Here is an 18,022-nt window from a genome sequence, read left to right on the forward strand (position 1 = left end):
ACACCTCCTTTATTGTTTTTGTCCGCCCATTTTACTCAAAAGCGGAATGCAGATGAAGCCCAAAACGATGCCCAAGACGCCGCCCAAGACAGCTACTGCGCCGCCGGAAAGAGCAGCCGCTACGTTTTGAATGGAGCTCATCGCTACAACAATAGGAATGTACATTGCGGACCAGAAGGCAATGCCATCCTGGCTTTTTTTATCCAGCCAGCCGGCGTCGATGCCCTTGTTGGATAAAATAATCAAAAATAACATTGCGAAACCAACGCCGCCGACGTTAGCCTTAACGCCTAAAAGCGCGCCCAGAATATCGCCCAGATATACGCCAGTCAAATAACAGAACGCCAATAAAGCAACACCATAAATAACCATAATTACACCACCTTAGTACAATTTTTTATTATCACTGCCCTGCAAAGAGGGCAGCGAAACAACTAAAGGCTGAAAATATTCAGTTGAGGAAGCCTGAATTATTCAACGATAGCCACAACCTGGCCAGCGCTTACGCGGTCGCCGGGCTGTACTTTGTATTCCTTAACCACGCCTGCTACCGGAGAAGGTACCAGCTGTTTCATTTTCATTGCTTCCATAACGATCAATACGTCGCGTACTGCTACCTGATCGCCTACTTGTTTTTCAAAACGTACAATTTTACCGGGTACACGAGATTTAATTTCCATGATTTTTTTCTCCTTTTAATTTCAAATTAAATATTTCATTATATCTGCGCGATATAATAAATTTACATCATCTAAGCTTTTACCCAGGACCGTCCTGGTATCCGCAAATATTTCGGCCAGCTTTACGCCGTAGCCATTAGGAAGCTCCAGTTCAAAATCCAATTTGATATGCCCAAAATTTTCCTGCGCCGTGCGGTAGAAATCCAGCAGCTTTTCATAAGGCGCGGGCTTAATCAGCAAATCTATATCGGATTCGTCGTCCGTATAGGGCAGGTCGGTCGCCAGCTCCAGCGCCGCCGAACCGAGCGCGCCAATCTGCAAATCGTATTCCGCCGCCAAACTGTAAAGGTTGAGCAAGGTTTCCATACAAAGGTTAAGAGCGTCGAAAGCAAACGCTTTGCGCTGCATAACTTCATAAGGCGACATCACCATTACGATATCCTGCATAGTAGTGAAAGCGCCGATGCGCAAGCGGTTGCCCTGCAAGCGTTGGTAGTGGACGAAACCTATGGCAAGCATTTCCGGGCGTTCGTCGCTGCGGCGGACAAATCCAGGAATGTCGACACCGCCGAGCAGTACGTCCCTAGCCATTTGCCAGGCGTCGCCGTTATAATCAGCGGCGATATCGCGCCATATTTTTTCCTTCCCTGACGAAGATACAAAAACTAAGTCGTGTCTTTTTAGCTGCGTTTTGTCCATGTCGGGTCTGCCTTCGCTTTCTGTTGATAATCGAGCTGAGCCTGTACCATATCGTCAAAGAACTGTGTTTTCTGCGGCCCTTCGATAATTATGCCCGGCTGAACGCCGGCGCTGATATAATCGGGACGCAGCTCCAAAACCGTATGCGCGGCGCCAGTAACAACGTCCGGAATGATTTTTACAATGCGCCCTTTGATGCGCAGAATAGAACGAACCACTCTGCCCAAAGTTACCGTCGAAGTAAGCGTTGTTGCTTTGACAATCACTTCATATTCAGGATAAGTACGCTCGCGGCGATAAGTAATGATTTTACCTTCGCTGTTGCACACATGCCCGCTGGCGGATACAGGGAAACTGTCGCCCATCGGCAGGCCGCCCACTACCAGTTCAAACATTTCCTGGCCTGCGCCGCCCGGAAGCTTAACCAGTTCGATATCTTCGCGCACCGGTACGCCGTCCATGCACAGCCAGCCAAATTCCTGGCAGCCGTATAAATCGTGGACGCGCGCGTTCAGTACAGATTTCGCCGTCGGCAAAAGTTCCAAATCCAGCGGCGTGCCTGCGGTCAGCAACACGATATCTTGCGGCAATTCGTCAGCCACGCCCATATGCTTGGCGTCCTCCAAAGCCGCTCTGATAAAAGAGGATTCGCCGACCACGGCCTGCGGCTGGAATTCATACAAGGCTGCCAAGAAAGCGTCCCTGCTGGAGCGCACCAAGAAGCGCCATTCCAGACCGTACTTTTTCATAGCGTCGCCGGAAAACACGTTGACCAAAGGCGGATAAGTCACCAAAACTTTATCGCCTGCTTTAAGTCCCGCACGCTGCAAAATGTTAAAGGACGCTTGGAGCTTACGCGACATTTCGGCGAAAGTTACTCCGACAATATTTTGGAAAGCAGACGAGCCTGTGGTAAAAGTCAGATAAGCCAAATTAAGGGGAGTATGAACCTCTTCGATGGTATGGGCGGCAGTCGGTCCAGCAATCCCTTTATCAGCCAGTGTTTTACGCGGCATTTCTTCAAACGTTGGCGCGGAACCGAAGTCCTTGACCATTTTAGCAATTTCTGCCAGCATTCCTTTCATACTACCCCTTCTTTCATTTTTAAATTATGCGTTGATATATTTATCGGCAACAGCGGCGAATTCTTCGTTCATTTTAGCCATAGCTTTCAAACGAGTTACGCGGCCGCCGCGAGCGTCGCCGTCCAAACCGCGGCCCCAGGGACCCAGCTTTTCAATTTCGCCGGCAGCTTTCAAAGCCTGAACCTCTTTGATATGCTTAGCGATTACGCTGCGCATATCTTCAACCTGATTAACGATTTCTTTTACGCCGCCCAGATTGTAGAAGAAGTTGACGCCGGGAGCGAATACCGGGTTAACCTTGGACAGCTCTTCCAAGCGCTCGATATCCATTTTGGTAATACGGGAAATGGAGGTGATGGGCATTACGTGAATCATGGTGCCAAAGTCGGTGGACAGCGCCAAGATTTCGTCAGCCTGCAGGCCGTGGCACAGGAAAGCGCCGGAAATAGCGCGGCCGATTACCATAGCGATAATGGGATGGCCGGTTTTGCGGGCTTCAGCCAAGGCCAACTGATAAGAGCCGGTTGCTTTATTCATGCCGGCAATTTCTTCCATTTTGCCGGGGCCGTTGCCCGGAGTGTCAACGATCAAAACGATGGGGCGTTTTTCAGCCAAGGGTTTATCCTTGTCTGCCTCGATGGTGCGGTATACGGTGGTAGCCATTTTATAAGCTTCCTCCAAACCGATAACGCCGCCGAATACTACAGGAAAGCGCTCGTTGAAAGCGTAAGCGTCGTTAGCGATAACAGTTACGGTTTCGCCCTCCAATTGAGCGGTGCCCACAACTGCGCCGGGGCCGTATTCCGGGTCCAGCTCAGCGGAGCCTACTTTATTTTCTGCGAAGGAGCCAGCGTCAACAATCATTTCAATTGCGTCGCGACCGCGGCCAATCATAGTGTTTTCCATTTCATCCATGTTCTTTACCTCCTTCTTTTATGCACGAACTCTGCGTTTTACAACCTTCAGGAATTCCTCGGTGGTCATTTCCGGAAGAGCGGCAGGGTCTTCATTGCCAAAGTGCTTCCACAGATCCATGGAATCCTTGGGCTGCATATCGCCAACCAGTTTTACCAAGCCTTGTTGTTCCTGTACCAGCGGCAGGGAGCCGATGCGGCGCATCTTTTCGATTTCCTCCATGGAGAGGTCGGCAACCTCGGCCAAGGTTTTGTGGAAATCGCCGATAACGTCTTCTACAAGATAGTTGCAGTCCTGAATAATGTATTTATGCTTAGCGCCGGTGGTGCGGTATACCAAAGCTTTATTGGAAGCGTCAAATTCATCCTTGCCCATTTCCTGCTCGATTACCTCAGGACCGGTCAGGCCGATACGGCCTTCTTCGTTCATAACGATAACGTCGGTAGCGGCGGCCACGAAGCCCATACCGCCGAAGCAGCCTACTTTAGAGCCAACTACGGCTACGATGGGAAGAATGCGGCGGCAGTCCTGAATAGCGTCCATAACCTCGGCATGGGCCAGCAGGCCTGCGTTTGCTTCATGCAAACGAACGCCGCCGGTTTCAAAGGAAATAGCTACCAACGGACGGCGTGCTTCATACTCATCGGGATGTGCAGCCTTAATATCCTTAGCGGTTTTCAAAGCCAGGCGCAGAGTGTTAACCATTTTCGCGCCGTTAACCTCGCCGATAGCGCCGCCGATAAATTTGCCTTCCATAGATACTACGAACAGAGGATGCTTGCCAACCAGGCCGACGCCAGTTACGGTGCCGTCGTCAAATTCAACTGCGGTACCCAGTACGGGCAGATGGGGGCTTTCAAAACGGTCCAGCGGATTCAGTAATTCAGTAAAGGTGCCTTTATCGCACATGCCCACTGCACGTTCACGGGCATTAGCATCAAAGAAGCTGCTCTTTTCCAGCTCATTCCAACTTTTCATCTTATTCTGCCTCCTTTGCGGTTGCTTCTGCCAGAGCCTGGCGCAATCTCATATATACTACGATAGGAGTAGCGTTATCATCATTGATTTCAATGCTGATGTTGCCAACGCCGGTATCGTTGACAAACTTGCCCAACATTCTTTCCCAAACAGCGTCAAAGCCAACTACGGGAGTGCAAACCTTAGCCTTAACATTTCCGCCCAGATCCTCTTTAATGAACATAACCTCCAGATCGCCGCTGCCGGTTACGCCCAAATGGAACCATTCAGGGATAATGGTTTGAGTATTTTCAGATTTAAATTCAAATTCAAGATTTTGTAATGCCATTGTTCTGTCCTCCTCTTACCAGTTTCTGAATTTAGCAGGCGGATTGTAGAGGCCACCGGACCATTCAACCAAATCATGCACGTTTTTAGCGGCCAACATGGAGCGGTTAGCTCTGCTCATATCGATGCCCAGATCCTGCGGAGTCTTGATAACGCCCAGCTCGCGCAGACGTTTTGTTTCCTTAGGATCAGCCTTCAGACCAACTTCGGTGAAGCCTGCGATACCGCGGATAGCAGCGGTGCGTTCTTCCATATTGCGGCACTTCGGCAGATAAGCGATACCTTCTTCGGTAATGATATGGGTCAGGTCGTCGCCGTAAATCATTACCGGTTCGATGGACAGATTAGCGTTCTTAGCCAGCTTGAAAGCGTCCAGCTCTTCTACGAAGCCGGGAGCCAGCTTTTCGCGGAAGGTTTCTGCCAGCTGTACAACAAGGCGTTTGCCGCGGCGCACGGGTCCCCACAGCTCTTTGTTGAGCGCGTATTCTTCGCCGCATTTCAGCCATGCGCCGGAGGAATGACGGCGGCCCTTCGGGTCGCAGCCCATGTTGGGCGCGCCGCCGAAGCCTGCTACGCGGTTAGCGGTAGCGGTGGAGGAGTTGCCGTACGGGTCGATCTGCAGCGTACCGCCTATGAACATATCGATAGCGTAATGGCCTGCAGTCTGAGAGAATGCGCGGTTAGAACGCATGGAGCCGTCGGGACCAACGAAGAAGATGTCGCTGCGAGCGGCAACGTAATCTTCCATGCCCAGTTCGCCGCCGAAGCAGTGAACGGACTCTACCCAACCGGTTTCGATTGCCGGAATCAGGGACGGATGCGGATTCAGGATAAAGTTCTTGCAGATTTTGCCCTTCAAGCCCAGCTCTTCGCCGTAAGTAGGCAGCAGCAGCTCGATAGCGGCGGTGTCGAAGCCGATACCGTGGTTCATGGACTCAACCTGATATTCGCCGTAAATGCCTTTGATAGCCATCATGCCTTTTAATACCTGCGCGTCGGTAATCAAAGCCGGATCGCGGGTGAACAAAGGCTCGATGTAGAAAGGCTTCGGGGATTGGATTACGTAGTCAACCCAATCGGCGGGGATATCTACGCGAGGCAGCTTATCGACGATTTGATTTACTTGCGCGATAACGATGCCTTGACGGAATTTAGTAGCTTCAACAATGGCCGGAGTATCTTCGGTGCTGAAGCCGGTGAACAGATTGCCTTCCTTATCCGCCATAGTTGCAGCAACCAAAGCTACCCGCGGAGTCAAATCCAGGAAATAACGGCCATATAATTCCAGATAAGTGTGGATAGCGCCCAGCTCCAGTTTGCCTTCCTGCAAAAATTGCGCGATGCGTCCGGCCTGCGGTCCGGAGAAAGACATATCCAATTTTTTAGCGATACCTTTTTCAAATACATCCAGATGTTCGGGAAGAGTCAGCACGGATTGAACCATGTGCAGATCATGGATCTTAGCTGGGTCAACCTGGCACAAAGCTTTAGCCAAAAAATCGGCTTGCTTTTGGTTGTTGCCTTCGATGTTTACCTTGTCGTAAGGTTTGATTACTGCTTCCAGTAATGCTACAACATCTTTCGCATCAACAATCTTTCCCTCTTTGACTAAATGGGCAGCGTTCTTAGCGCGCTCCATCGCGTCTTTTTTGAGAGTGTCCCACTCACGAGTAACTTTTTTGAACTCCATTACGGTCTCTCCTTTCTGAATTAACAACCATATATTACGCCAAACAAAAAGAGAGAGCCTTTATAGCGGCAGTACGCCTCCGCTCTAGCTCTCTCTCATCTCCACTATTATGTTGCAGAATTTTGTCTGACTATATATGCATAACTCCCAGCCCTGCACGTTCATGATTCGTCATATAGTGCAGCGCCGATTTGCCAAACAAGGCAACTGCAATCCAATGATCATCCCTGGCAACGGCAATTTTCATGGCCAGGCTAGCGCTTGTACTTACACTCACTAAAATTCCTTTTTTCGCTTCTTCGGTCGCATGAATCACCGCGTGGATATCATTGGTGCTTTTTTGTATGATGCCCGAATTTAAGCAGGCACCAATTACAGCCCGATTTATTTTTTCATTGAAATCGTCAAAAGTTGTTTTACCGCCGACTTCTGTTACCACAGCCCTGTACCCGCTTTTAGCCACCATCTTCTTCATCAAGCCCTCGTCGTAAAGGGTCTGCGTAATAGCTAAAAGCATAGCTGCTGTACCAGCGCTTTTTACGCTGGTCACCAAGAAGTCTTGGTTGCCCGGTTCCGCCATTCTCAATCACTCCTTCTCTGCTTAACGGATACTGATTTCACCAAAATCAAAGCTTTGGCATTCTCCTCCCTCATTGCGTACAATGATTGCTCCCTTTTCATCAATGGCCATCACAGTCCCCGAAAAAATTATCTCATCGTTATCTTTGACCAAAACCGCTTGGTTCAAAGTACAATTCATTTCTTTCCAGGGTGTCAAGATTGTCTCGACGCCATGCTCAAGCCATTCCTGATATAAGCGATTGAACTCTTGCAAAATATTATCCAGAACTTCGTCGCAGGTATAATTTTTGTTTAAGCTGCTATTTAAGGAAGCAGCTGTTGCTCTTAACTCAGGAGAAAAGTCCTCCGTCTTTAAAGCCACATTAATGCCTACGCCTACAACAGCATAATCTATATCGCCTACTTCATCAAGCTGCAGCTCCGAAAGGATTCCGCAAACCTTTTTCTTATGAAGCAACAAATCATTAGGCCATTTGATCATTATGCCATCCGTAGCATAAAGCCGACGCAAAGCCTTGCCTGCCGCAACGCCCATCAATAACGTAACCTGAGCTGCAAATTGAGGATCTATTTGCGGACGCAGGATAATGCTGAACCACAGCCCGCCCTCGGGCGAGATCCAGACGCGGCGCATGCGTCCGCGTCCATTCTCCTGCCGTCTTGCAACTATGACGGTACCTTCCGCAGCGCCTTTCTTGGCCAAAGCTACGGCGGTAATATTCGTCGATTTCAATACATCAAATTGTCGAAGCTGTATATTCATAATCAAGCCTCAAATTTATAAATGATAAATGAAGTTTATTTTACAAGGCCGATGGTAGCGATAAATACGCCGCAAGCAATAGCGGATACGATTACGCCGCCGATATTAGCGCCCATGGCTACAGGCATTACTACGGCAAACGGATCCTCGTTCTCAGCTGCGTGCTGTGCAATCTTAGCGGTGGTAGGCACGCAGGATACGCCGGAAATACCAACAACGGGGTTGAAGTCGCCCTTCTTAAACCAGTAAACTACATAGCCGCCCAAAATGCCGACCATACCGGATACTGCCAAAGCCAAAACGCCAAGTACAATCAAAGGAGCAACTTTAGGATTCAGCAGCGTGGAAGCCTCGCACAAAGTACCCAGCAACAGGCCCAGCATCAAAGTACCAATGTACAGCAGGGTATTTTCAATCAAATCCTGATAAGGCACGATTTCTGCTTCTTTAATAGCCATGCCCAGGAAGAAGGACATGATCAGCGGAGCGCCCATCGGCAGCAGCAGGCAGAGCAGCGCGCAGCATACCAAGATAAAGATAAATTTCTTGTTTTTAGGAACTTCAGGAGCATAGTACATAATGTCTTTGCCGCGCAAAGCTTTGGGAACCATCAGTTTGAGCAGCCAGGGATAACCGGCATAAGTCAAAGACAGGTACAAATAAGCGATTACGGAAATCGGTACAAACAGATGCGGAGCCAGCATTAAAGAGGTAAACAGAACCATCGGGCCGTCCGCGCCGCCAATGGAAGCTACTGCCGCAGCCTCCGGAGGAGTCAGGCCAAGATGTACGCCTAAGATCAAAGTAACGAAGGTACCTGCTTCAGCAAAAATCGCAATGATAATGGAGGTCCAGGGGTTGGCCAGAATAAAGCCAATTTCGCACATTGCGCCGACACCCATGAATACTACGCAGGCCACCAGACTGTTGCTGAAGGTCAAATTGTAAATCGGCTGCAAGAAGTTAATCTGCATAATATCAACCAAAGCAGCAGGATCAGAAATCAGCGGGTCCAGGAACAGGGTACCGATTTTGCCGCCGTCCAGGAAAAGCACGCCGCAGTTAATGCAGATCATACCCACACCCATAGGAACCATAATCAACGGCTCCAAAACACGTTTAAAGCCTAAATAAGCTAAAATAAAACCAAAGATAATAAGTGCGATTCTGGCAATAGCAATCGTAGTATCCTGCACCATCAAAGACGCAATGCCAGGGAATAATTGTGCAACAATATTAGCATCCATAGTTATTCCATACCTCCTTCATCATTATTGCCGCCCATAATCTTATTGAGCAGTACAACAGCACCAATCATAACAAGAGCAATTGCTGCGGTAAATGCGTAAGAAAATAACGCATAAAGTTCAACGCTCATAATTAGATCTCCTTTCATCATTTCATTTTTTGAAGATTATTGATTTTCAAAAATTGGATACTATTATTCGTAATGGTTTCCGGACACCAGCGCAAATAAAAGTATCCCTTTCCGCCAGTGACAGAAAGGGATACAAGAATACACATAAATATCTCGTATACACTCCGTCTCTCGCAGAAATATATAACAAACTAAGGCTGCGATCTGACTTAACCCCTCATTAAAATAACAGAAGTATCACAGTGGCGTGACCGTAGCAGATTTGCACTGCTTTCCCTAATTTACCCCTCGCGGGCACCTTAGCCAGTTTTGTAATTTTCGCTTTCCTCATTGTAAAAAATTACCAAAGGAAAGCATGCACATGAAATTTAAGAGTCGTAAAATACAAAAAGAGACCGATTGAATAAAAACTCTTATTCTCTCGATCTCTTATTATGTTATGTAATTTTAAACTCTTATGGGGAACTCATACTCAAATTCTCTCGTTGTCTGAATTATATATCAGGGCCGTCTATTTGTCAATATTTTTTTACAAATTTAGTTGAAAGAAAATTTGTAGAAACCTCATCTCATTAAGAGAAATTTCTGCGGCGTTTATTTTTTAGCCAGCGAAATCAATTTAGTGTATAATACAAGCAGGAGGATATCGCTATGCATCTTACTAATATCGCTTTGGTTTTAGAAGGCGGCGGCATGCGCGGCATGTTTTCAGCTGGGGTTTTCGAAGCCTTTCTGCTCAAGGAGCTGACCTTTCCCTACATCACCGCCGTATCAGCCGGCGCCTGCAATATTTTATCATATATGTCCAGGCAGCCTTTGCGCACGCGCAAAATTATCGAAAATTACGTTACCGACAAGCGTTATTTCAGCCTGCGCAACTGGCTCAAGGAGGGCAGCATTTTCGGCTTTGATTTTATTTTTGAAGACCTGCCCAAAAAGCTGCTGCCCTTCGACTTTGCCACCTACTATCAATATCCCGGCATTTTGCAGGTTGGCGCCACCGACCTACGTACCGGCAAAGCGGCCTGGTTCGGCAAGGAGGCTATCGGCCGCAGCTTTACGCCGGTGCGCGCCTCCTCGTCCATGCCCTTTCTGGCTCCCGTGGTACACATGGGCGGCCGCGATTTGCTGGACGGCGCTTTGGTAGCGCCCATCCCTTACGAAAAAGCGCTGCAGGCAGGCTATGATAAATTAGTCGTCGTCCTCACCCGCAACGCCGGTTACCGAAAGAAAAAATCCGTACCCAAGCTGCTGCTCAAAACAGTGTACCATGAATATCCCAAGCTGTGGGATATTATGCAGCGGCGTCCCGCTTTGTATAACGAACAATTAGGCGCAGTGGAGGAAATGGAACGGCAGGGTAAAGCCGTAATTATCCGTCCGCAGATTCCGTTGGAAATCGACAAGCTGGACATCAAGCCCGATAAGCTGCTGGCTCTGCACGACCACGGCATCGGCTGCGGCCTGGAAGTCTGCGAAAAAATTCTGCGTCTAGCTAAAGAATAAATTATCCGAGGTGCGTTTATGAAAAAGATACTTCTGCTGGGAACCGGCGGTACCATAGCCTGCGTTCCCTCGGCTTACGGCCTGGTGCCGCAGCTGGACGGCGCGGCACTGCTGCAGCTTGTGCCGCAGCTGGACGGACTCTGCCGCATTGACTGCAAGCAAATTATGAATCTCGACAGCAGCAATTTAGAGCCCCGCCACTGGCAGCAAATGGCCGAAGCTGTCGCGCATAATTACGACGCTTACGACGGCATCGTTATTACTCACGGTACCGACACCATGGCCTACAGCGCTGCCGCCCTCAGCCAAATGCTGCAAAATTGCCGTAAGCCGGTTATCTTCACCGGCGCGCAGCTGCCCATGCAAGCCGCCGGCAGCGATGCGCACGCCAATGTGCTGCACGCCTTTACCGCCGCCTGCAGCGACGTACAGGGCGTTTGTCTGGCCTTCGGGCGGCTGCTTATCCACGGCAGCTGCGCCAAGAAGCTTTACACCCAAAGCTTTGACGGCTTCGGCAGCGTTAACCGCCAGCCTTTAGCGATTTTTGCCAACGACGTTCTGCTTTGGCAAACCCAGCAACGCCGCGGCGGCGGCTGGGGCAGCGGCGCTTTCAGCGTCAATACTAAGCTGGAAACTAAAGTGGCCGTCGTCAAAATCTTGCCCGGCACAACGCCTGATATTCTGGATTTTTATTTGCAGCAAGGCTATAAAGGTTTAATTATCGAAGGCTTCGGCGCTGGCGGCGTGCCCAACGGCTCTAATAACTGGCTGCCGCAGCTGCAGAAAGCTTTACAAGCGGGCGTAAAAATAATCTGCGCCACGCAATGCCTATACGACGGCGTACATTTGGACACCTATCCCATCGGCGTGCTGGCCCAACGGTTAGGCGCGCAAAGCGCCGGATATGCGACAATCGAAGCGGCGGCAGTCAAACTGATGTGGGAATTAGGCCAGGAGTAAAAATTTTGCCCGCACTGGCCTCCAGCTTTTCCGCCTTACTTATCCTCAAAAGTTATGCACACTGTGGATAACTTCTGCTGAAAAATGTGGATAACTGTGCAAAAGCTTGGGATAATTTCTCGCAGAAGAATAAAACAAAAGACAAAAAGACCTGTCGCCTCGGCTAATACGGCCAAAGCGGCAGGTCTGTTTTTTGTCCGGGCAGCGCTATTGCCTTAAGAAGCGGAAGCCTGCGTCCATTTGCGGATAATCTCGCTTTTGTAGCCGGCAGTCCAGCTCAAATCATCCACCGGCACATGCACATTGCCGATAAGCTCACGGCGGCCGTCGTTATAAGGATAGTTTTTCACGTGCCACATATAGTGATAACCATGCTTGGGCAGCAGCTGCTCGCCCGCGTCGCTCATCAGATAATCGAGAAAGCCGCGGGCCTGCTCCGCATTAGGAGCGCTCTGCATAATGGCCGCGCCGGTCAGTATCATGCGGTTGGCATCCTTCACTACGGTAGCAAACAAATGCCGGTGCCGCGCCTCCATCAGCAAAGCGTAATCCAGCGGCACAATCGCCACGGTCTTTTTGCCGATGTAAACTAAATCCACAGCCTCACCGAAACCGGCCGTATACTGCGGCTTTTGCGCGTTCAGCTTCGCGGCGAACCGCAAGGCCTCCTCCCGGCCCCGCATCTGCCAGACGGAGGTAAGCATGCCGTAGCTGACGCCGCCCAGGGAAAACTCTGCCATAGCCAGCTCGTCCTTCAGCTCCGGGGCCAGCAGCTCGTCCCAGGTTTCCGGCGCGTACAGTCCGTAAGCGTGCAGATTATTTTTATTGCTCAAAAGCGCAATATAGCTCAGGTACAGGCTGGTCCATTGCCCCGTTCTGTTGCGCAGCTCTGCCGGTACCTTATATGATTCTTTTGCCAGATACGGCTGCAAAATATTTTGCTCGTCCGCCAGAAAATATTCTTCGGACGTGCCTCCCAGCCATACGTCAAATTTATGCTGGCGCAAATAATCGAAGCGCTGCTGCTGCGTACCGCCCGGCAAATAGCTGATATGCACCTTAGCGCCGGTGGCCTTGCTGTAATCCTCGGCAATAATTTCGGTCAGCTCCTTGCCCATGCTGCTGCACAAAGCCAGCTCCTTCTGCGGCTGCGGCGCAGGCTTATCACTGCCGCAGCCCAGCGCCAGCAGCGCAAGCAGCAGGCAGATAAAAAGCGCCATCAAGCGTCTGTTGTTCAAGATTAAAATCCGCCTTTCATTTATCGTTATCGTGATTTCCACAAGATAGTTAAGCCTTCATGTAATTATACCACGCCTGCCCGAGATTACACAAAAAAAGAAGAGCCCCTTTGCGGAAGCTCTTCCTGAAATTTTATAAAGCTTTATTTTTCAAAAACCATTACGCGGTCAAAGTCCAGATATACTTTTGCTCCGTCGGGAATAGAATTCAAATCTGCGCCCTTAACGATTACGCGGATAATATGATCGCCAACCTGAACGCGATAATCGACAGCATCGCCCAGATAGAAACGGTGCGTCAGCTGGCCTTCCAGCTGGCCGCCGTTCAAGGACATAGTGATATTTTCCGGACGCACGGCGATGGTCGCTGCGCCGGTCACATTGCTGGTGTTGGCAAAGGATACGTTGGTGCCTTTTAAGAATACGCGGTCGCCCTTGGCTTCGCCGTCCATGAAATTAACCAGACCGATGAAGTCGGCAACCATCTTATTAGCGGGTTGCGTATAAATTTCGTGCGGCGCGCCAATCTGCTGCACCACGCCCATGCTCATTACGACTACGCGGTCGCTCATGGCCATCGCTTCGCCCTGGTCATGGGTTACATATACGACGGTGATGCCAGTTTTCTTTTGGATTTCCAAAATTTCAAAACGCATGGACTCGCGCAGCTTAGCGTCCAGGTTGGACAAGGGTTCGTCCAAAAGCAGCAGGCCGGGTTGAGCCACCAAAGCGCGGGCCAAAGCTACGCGCTGCTGCTGGCCGCCGGAAAGCTGATTGGGATAACGCTGGCTGTATTCGCCCAGATGCACCAGCTCCAGCATTTCCTGCACCCGACGCTCACGCTCTGCCTTTTCCACCTTTTGAATTTTCAACGGATAGCCTACGTTGTCGGCCACAGTCATATGCGGCCATACGGCGTAGGATTGGAAAACCATGCCAATATCGCGCTTTTCGGGCGGCGTAAACGAACCTTTCTGCGAAGAGCTTACGCACTGGTCGCCGATGTAAATTTCGCCCTCGGTCGCGCGTTCAAAGCCGGCGATCATACGCAGGGTCGTAGTTTTGCCGCAGCCGGACGGGCCCAGAATGGAAACGAATTCGCCATCCTTGACTACTAAATCGAAATCGTTTACCGCAGTTACGCTGCCGAAACGCTTAAATACATGCTCAATTCTTACCTCAGACATTTATTTCTTCACTCCTTGTTAAATACCTACGTTGCCCTTGGAAACTTTATTCAGGATCAGGTTGCCGATCAGGACGATCATCAAAATGATTACAGAAAGCACGGAAGCGTTCTGCGTGTCGGCGTAAGTTTGCAATTCATACAGCAAAACGCCGATGGTTTTGGTGTCGCTGCCGTAAAGCAGCAGGGACATGGTCAGCTCGTAGAACGACGGCATGAAAATCAGGAACCAGCCGGCGATTACGGAAGGCGCAATCAGCGGGATGATGATATCCTTGCAGCAGCGCAGCCAGTTAGCGCCGGAATTCAGCGCCGCTTCTTCCAAGGAAACGTGTACCTGGCTCAAAGCCGCGGCGATGGTGCGCACGGACATAGTCATATATTTTACCAGGTAGCTGACGATGATAATCCACATCGTGGAATAAAGGTTAAGGCCAAAATTACCGCTGAAGGTAATAATCAAAGCCAACGCGATAACGATGGAGGGAGTGGAGCCGCCGATAACCACTAACAAATCGGGAATGCTGCGGCCCTTGATCTGAGTTTTGACTGCCAGATAGGCTACGAACAAAGCGACCAACGTACCGATGGTAGCGGCGATAACGCCGTAAATTACGGAATTCCAGACGCTTTCCATATATTGCGCGCTGGTGATTACCGGAATCCAGGGCTCGATGCCCAAATTGCTCCAGGTGATGGGCTTGGACATGGATTTAAGGAACGAGGTCAGCACGATGGAACCCAGGGGAATGACTACGGCAATAGCGCCGTACAAGCCGACCGCGCAGAAAGCGGGCCATTTCCATTTGCCCAGCTCGACGATGTTCGGGCGGGTGGATTTACCGGAAATCGTGGTGTAATCCTTGCGGCCCATCATCCAGGTCATGCCCATGAGCAGGAAGTTGGCGATAAACATCAGGGACGCGGCCAGAGCCGTAGAATCGCGCACGCCCGCGTCGTCTCCCATGTAAATATAAGTTACGATGCGCGTCGTCATAACTTCAATATTGCCCGGCATACCAACGATGGACGGAATACCGAAGCAGGAACCTGCGGCAATGAATACCAAAAGACCGCCCGCCAAAATTGACGGAGCCATCAACGGCAGAGTCACGTCGAAAACGGTACGCAGGGGTGAAGCGCCGGATACGCGAGCCGCTTCTTCCAGCGTGGGATCCATTTTTTCCATCGCGCGGGAAATCGTAATGAAGGCGAAGGGCGAGTAGAACAAAGTCAGCACCCACGCCAGCCCCCAAAACGTATAAATATCGAAGGGCGCGGTTTCCAAACCGAAAATAAATTTAAAAACATTATTCAAGTAGCCGACGCTGGGGTTCAAAAGCTGCACCCAGGCGATAGCGCCAACGTAGGGCGGAATCATGTAGCTGGAAACCAGCAGCGTGCGGTAAGCTTTTTTGCCGGGCATATCGGTACGCCCGACCAGCCAGGCCAGCGGGAAAGTGATTATAACACTGGCGACCATAACCATCAGGGACAGCTCCACCGTATTGGTGAGCGCCCGCCAGTTTACGTCCGCGCTGTAAACATTGCGGTAGTTTTCTAAATTGATAACGCCGTCCTTCATAACGCTGTCAAAAAGCAAAATCCCCATGGGAAAAATTACAAAGTACAGCAACAGGATAACGGACAGGGAGATGACGATTGTTTTGCTGTTAATACGTGATGATAGCATGGAAAGTAATGTTTCTCCTTCCCTCTAAATTTAAAGCAACTAAAATTTTCTCCATTCGGATAAAGGCAGGAAAAACAGGGAGCGCCGCGCGTCCCTGTTTTCCTATAAAATTACCTTGTTATACTTTACAGGCGCTTATTGGATCAGGCCAGGCCCGTCCAAGCTTTTATTTATCCATAACTCTCTTACGGAATTCTTCTTTAATCTGAGCGTTGTTGTCAGCCAGTTTTCTCCAGTCAACCTTCATCTTGGTTTCGGTCAGCTGTTTGGTAGCCGGAGCGCCGGTAGGCTCTTTAACGTCGCCGCGAACAGAGTGCATCCAGCCTTTAACAACTGCTTCCTGACCTTCTTTGGACAGCCACCAGTCAACCAAAGCCTTAGCGCCTTCAGGATTCTTAGTGGTGTTGAAAATAGCGATCGGGGACGGAACCTGGATAACGCCGTCGGTCGGATAGGAAACCTTCAAGGGCTCTTTCTTGGTGTTAGCCAGTTTCAGAATGTTTTCTTCCAGAATCATAGCAGCTGCATATTCGCCGGTCAGCAGCTTGTTTTGAATAGCGGAGTTGCCTTCTTCAACGCGAATGCCGTTAGCTTTCAGTTTATCAAAATATTCCCAACCATATTTATCGGCCAAAGCGCCTACTGCTACATAAGCTGTACCGCTCAGCATCGGGTTAGGCATAGCGATTTTGCCTTTCCATTTCGGATCGGTCAGGTCTTCCCAGCTCTTGGGAGCGTCTTCTGCTTTCAGCTTATCGCCGTTGTAAGCGATAATCATGTTGCAGACGCGAACTGCATACCAAGCGCCGTCGTCAGCCTTATCGTTGATCAGATTGGGCTCTTCTTTGGATTTATACGGCAACAGCAGCTTTTGATCGTTCAGCTTCAAATAGTAGGAAGGATCTGCAACCATCAGTACGTCGGCAGCAATCTTCTTAGCTTTAATTTCGCCGGTAATCTTAGTTACAACTTTTTCAGTGCCGCCTTGGAACCAGTTAACTTTCATATCAGGGAAAGCTTTGGCAACATTAGGCTTGCACATATTGTCGATAATGTCGGGATAAATAGAGGTATAAACCATCAATTCACCCTTCACGCCGCCGCTCTTGGCGTCGTCCTTTTTATCTCCGCCGCCGCAGCCGGCCAAAGCTACGGACAAAGCCAGAATTGCAGCAGCGCCGAGTACCCATTTAGATTTTTTCATTCACATACACTCCTTTTCGCTTATCAACTTCGATATCCAATTTACTTTTTTACTTTAGTGTAAATGACCTTCTACACCTTTATTTAACAATTCGCTAAACGCGCTTGTTTACCTGCTTACACTTTACAAAATTTTAATGTAATTTTTACTTTTTGTGTCACATTAACGTTTATTGGATAGACATTCCACCGTCAAATTACATTTGACGTTTTTCGTCCTACCCGGACTTCTTACGTCCCGCGTTTTGTTGATTTTTTTAGCTCGGTGCGCGCCCACTTTTCGCAAACGCTGGACGCGCTAAGCTTTTACAAAGTGCAGATGAAATTCAATTCCCAAGCGGGCACATAAGGATGCTTGCGCAGATAAATTTTATATTCCGGTACCAGCTTCCATAAAAGCATCGGCAGCCGAAAAATATCCGCATCATAATGATACGCGGCCATAAAAATTTTGGGTTTATATCGGGCTATCGTCCCGCGCCCGCCGGCGATGGCCTGCGCTTCCGCCCCCTCGACATCCATTTTGATGTAGGAAATCGGGCGTCCCGCAGCTACTTCGTCAATAGTCGTTACCGGCACGGTACGCTTCTGCGCCCCCACAAAAGTTGACTGCCGCCCGCCGCTGTCGCTGAAGCTAAGCTCTCCCGCTTCACTCCAAATACCGCTTTCATACACCTCAACCGGCAGCCCCTGCTGCGCCAGCCGTTCTGCCAAAAGTCGCAGCTTGCGGCAGTTGCGTCTGTCTGGTTCCACGGCCAGCGCCAGCACCGGATTTGCCACATGAATCACCTCCCTGGGAGTGTGAATACAAAGGTCATCTAACACCACTGCCAGCAGCACGCCTTCCTCCCCGATTGTCTTATAGGGCAAAAAGTGCGGATGCAAGTCAGCCGGCTCTGTACCTTCCAGCTCCCCTGGGTTCTCCTTAAGGTGTTTCAGCCTGTCTGCATTTTCCTGCGGAAGCAATGCTTCCAGAACCTCCGGTTTTATAATAAATACCTCCTTCTGGCTGATGGGGTCTACAAGAAAATTTCCTGTATCCCAAAGCCCGAAAAACGGTTGTACATTTCCCCGATAGGACAGGGTGACTGGATAAATATTTTTCCATCTGGCACGGAAAGAATCGCTAAGATAGATCA

The 18,022-nt window shown here is 49.7% G+C and carries 19 protein-coding genes and 1 riboswitch; of the genes, 2 read left to right on the forward strand and 17 right to left on the reverse strand.

Annotated features, from left to right (window positions below):
• Positions 1-9: 9 nt before the first annotated feature.
• The 12 genes from madL to QZ105_RS03580 all read right to left on the reverse strand — a co-directional run bounded on the left by madL (position 10) and on the right by QZ105_RS03580 (position 9,097).
• Positions 10-372: a malonate transporter subunit MadL gene (madL, locus tag QZ105_RS03525; protein ID WP_293728473.1), complete on the reverse strand. Its 363-nt coding sequence runs from the start codon at positions 370-372 to the stop codon at positions 10-12.
• Positions 373-470: 98 nt separating this feature from the next.
• Complete coding sequence (locus QZ105_RS03530) at positions 471-680, reverse strand: acetyl-CoA carboxylase biotin carboxyl carrier protein subunit (protein WP_293728474.1); 210 nt, start codon at positions 678-680, stop codon at positions 471-473.
• 21 nt (positions 681-701) lie between these two features.
• Positions 702-1,379, reverse strand: coding sequence for a phosphoribosyl-dephospho-CoA transferase MdcG domain-containing protein (locus QZ105_RS03535; RefSeq protein WP_293728475.1), 678 nt, complete (start codon positions 1,377-1,379; stop codon positions 702-704).
• On the reverse strand, positions 1,361-2,464 hold the full coding sequence (locus tag QZ105_RS03540) for an acyl carrier protein (protein ID WP_293728476.1): 1,104 nt from the start codon (positions 2,462-2,464) through the stop codon (positions 1,361-1,363). Before QZ105_RS03540 ends, QZ105_RS03535 begins: the two co-directional genes overlap by 19 nt.
• A gap of 24 nt (positions 2,465-2,488) precedes the next feature.
• Positions 2,489-3,370, reverse strand: a complete 882-nt coding sequence (gene mdcE, locus QZ105_RS03545; RefSeq protein WP_366935976.1) for a biotin-independent malonate decarboxylase subunit gamma — start codon at positions 3,368-3,370, stop codon at positions 2,489-2,491.
• A gap of 27 nt (positions 3,371-3,397) precedes the next feature.
• Positions 3,398-4,357: a biotin-independent malonate decarboxylase subunit beta gene (locus tag QZ105_RS03550; protein ID WP_293728478.1), complete on the reverse strand. Its 960-nt coding sequence runs from the start codon at positions 4,355-4,357 to the stop codon at positions 3,398-3,400.
• Position 4,358: 1 nt separating this feature from the next.
• On the reverse strand, positions 4,359-4,685 hold the full coding sequence (gene mdcC, locus QZ105_RS03555; protein ID WP_293728479.1) for a malonate decarboxylase acyl carrier protein: 327 nt from the start codon (positions 4,683-4,685) through the stop codon (positions 4,359-4,361).
• A 15-nt stretch (positions 4,686-4,700) separates the two neighbouring features.
• Positions 4,701-6,374 carry a malonate decarboxylase subunit alpha gene (gene mdcA / locus QZ105_RS03560; RefSeq protein WP_293728480.1) on the reverse strand — a complete coding sequence of 558 codons (1,674 nt, stop codon included), beginning with the start codon at positions 6,372-6,374 and terminating at the stop codon, positions 4,701-4,703.
• Between the two features lie 130 nt (positions 6,375-6,504).
• A complete protein-coding gene (locus tag QZ105_RS03565; RefSeq protein WP_293728481.1) occupies positions 6,505-6,954 on the reverse strand; it encodes a HutP family protein in 450 nt (149 codons plus the stop codon).
• A 21-nt stretch (positions 6,955-6,975) separates the two neighbouring features.
• On the reverse strand, positions 6,976-7,719 hold the full coding sequence (locus QZ105_RS03570; RefSeq protein ID WP_293728482.1) for a biotin--[acetyl-CoA-carboxylase] ligase: 744 nt from the start codon (positions 7,717-7,719) through the stop codon (positions 6,976-6,978).
• A 35-nt stretch (positions 7,720-7,754) separates the two neighbouring features.
• Positions 7,755-8,966: a Na+-transporting malonate decarboxylase, carboxybiotin decarboxylase subunit gene (gene madB, locus QZ105_RS03575; protein WP_293728483.1), complete on the reverse strand. Its 1,212-nt coding sequence runs from the start codon at positions 8,964-8,966 to the stop codon at positions 7,755-7,757.
• A gap of 2 nt (positions 8,967-8,968) precedes the next feature.
• Positions 8,969-9,097: a hypothetical protein gene (locus QZ105_RS03580; RefSeq protein WP_293728484.1), complete on the reverse strand. Its 129-nt coding sequence runs from the start codon at positions 9,095-9,097 to the stop codon at positions 8,969-8,971.
• Positions 9,098-9,274: 177 nt separating this feature from the next.
• A riboswitch (cobalamin riboswitch) is annotated at positions 9,275-9,414 on the reverse strand.
• A gap of 334 nt (positions 9,415-9,748) precedes the next feature.
• Between QZ105_RS03580 and QZ105_RS03585 the strand changes: the two genes are divergently transcribed.
• Both QZ105_RS03585 and QZ105_RS03590 read left to right on the forward strand, forming a co-directional pair.
• The gene (locus QZ105_RS03585; protein ID WP_293728485.1) at positions 9,749-10,603 is read left to right on the forward strand and encodes a patatin family protein; all 855 of its coding nucleotides are present in this window, start codon (positions 9,749-9,751) and stop codon (positions 10,601-10,603) included.
• An 18-nt stretch (positions 10,604-10,621) separates the two neighbouring features.
• Positions 10,622-11,563, forward strand: coding sequence for an asparaginase (locus QZ105_RS03590; protein ID WP_293728486.1), 942 nt, complete (start codon positions 10,622-10,624; stop codon positions 11,561-11,563).
• Positions 11,564-11,778: 215 nt separating this feature from the next.
• On the opposite strand, the gene QZ105_RS03595 is transcribed toward QZ105_RS03590, so the two are convergent.
• The 5 genes from QZ105_RS03595 to QZ105_RS03615 all read right to left on the reverse strand — a co-directional run.
• Complete coding sequence (locus QZ105_RS03595; protein WP_293728487.1) at positions 11,779-12,801, reverse strand: extracellular solute-binding protein; 1,023 nt, start codon at positions 12,799-12,801, stop codon at positions 11,779-11,781.
• A gap of 143 nt (positions 12,802-12,944) precedes the next feature.
• A complete protein-coding gene (locus tag QZ105_RS03600; protein WP_293728488.1) occupies positions 12,945-13,988 on the reverse strand; it encodes an ABC transporter ATP-binding protein in 1,044 nt (347 codons plus the stop codon).
• An 18-nt stretch (positions 13,989-14,006) separates the two neighbouring features.
• Entirely contained in the window at positions 14,007-15,680 is a 1,674-nt protein-coding gene (locus tag QZ105_RS03605; RefSeq protein ID WP_293728489.1) for an iron ABC transporter permease, read from the reverse strand.
• A gap of 166 nt (positions 15,681-15,846) precedes the next feature.
• Positions 15,847-16,884: an ABC transporter substrate-binding protein gene (locus tag QZ105_RS03610; protein WP_293728490.1), complete on the reverse strand. Its 1,038-nt coding sequence runs from the start codon at positions 16,882-16,884 to the stop codon at positions 15,847-15,849.
• Positions 16,885-17,189: 305 nt separating this feature from the next.
• The coding region (locus QZ105_RS03615) for a sigma-E processing peptidase SpoIIGA (protein WP_293728491.1) at positions 17,190-18,022 on the reverse strand (833 nt) is incomplete at its 5' end.

Origin of the sequence: uncultured Phascolarctobacterium sp. (assembly GCF_905212365.1) — a bacterium.
Classification (GTDB): Bacteria; Bacillota; Negativicutes; order Acidaminococcales; family Acidaminococcaceae; genus Phascolarctobacterium_A.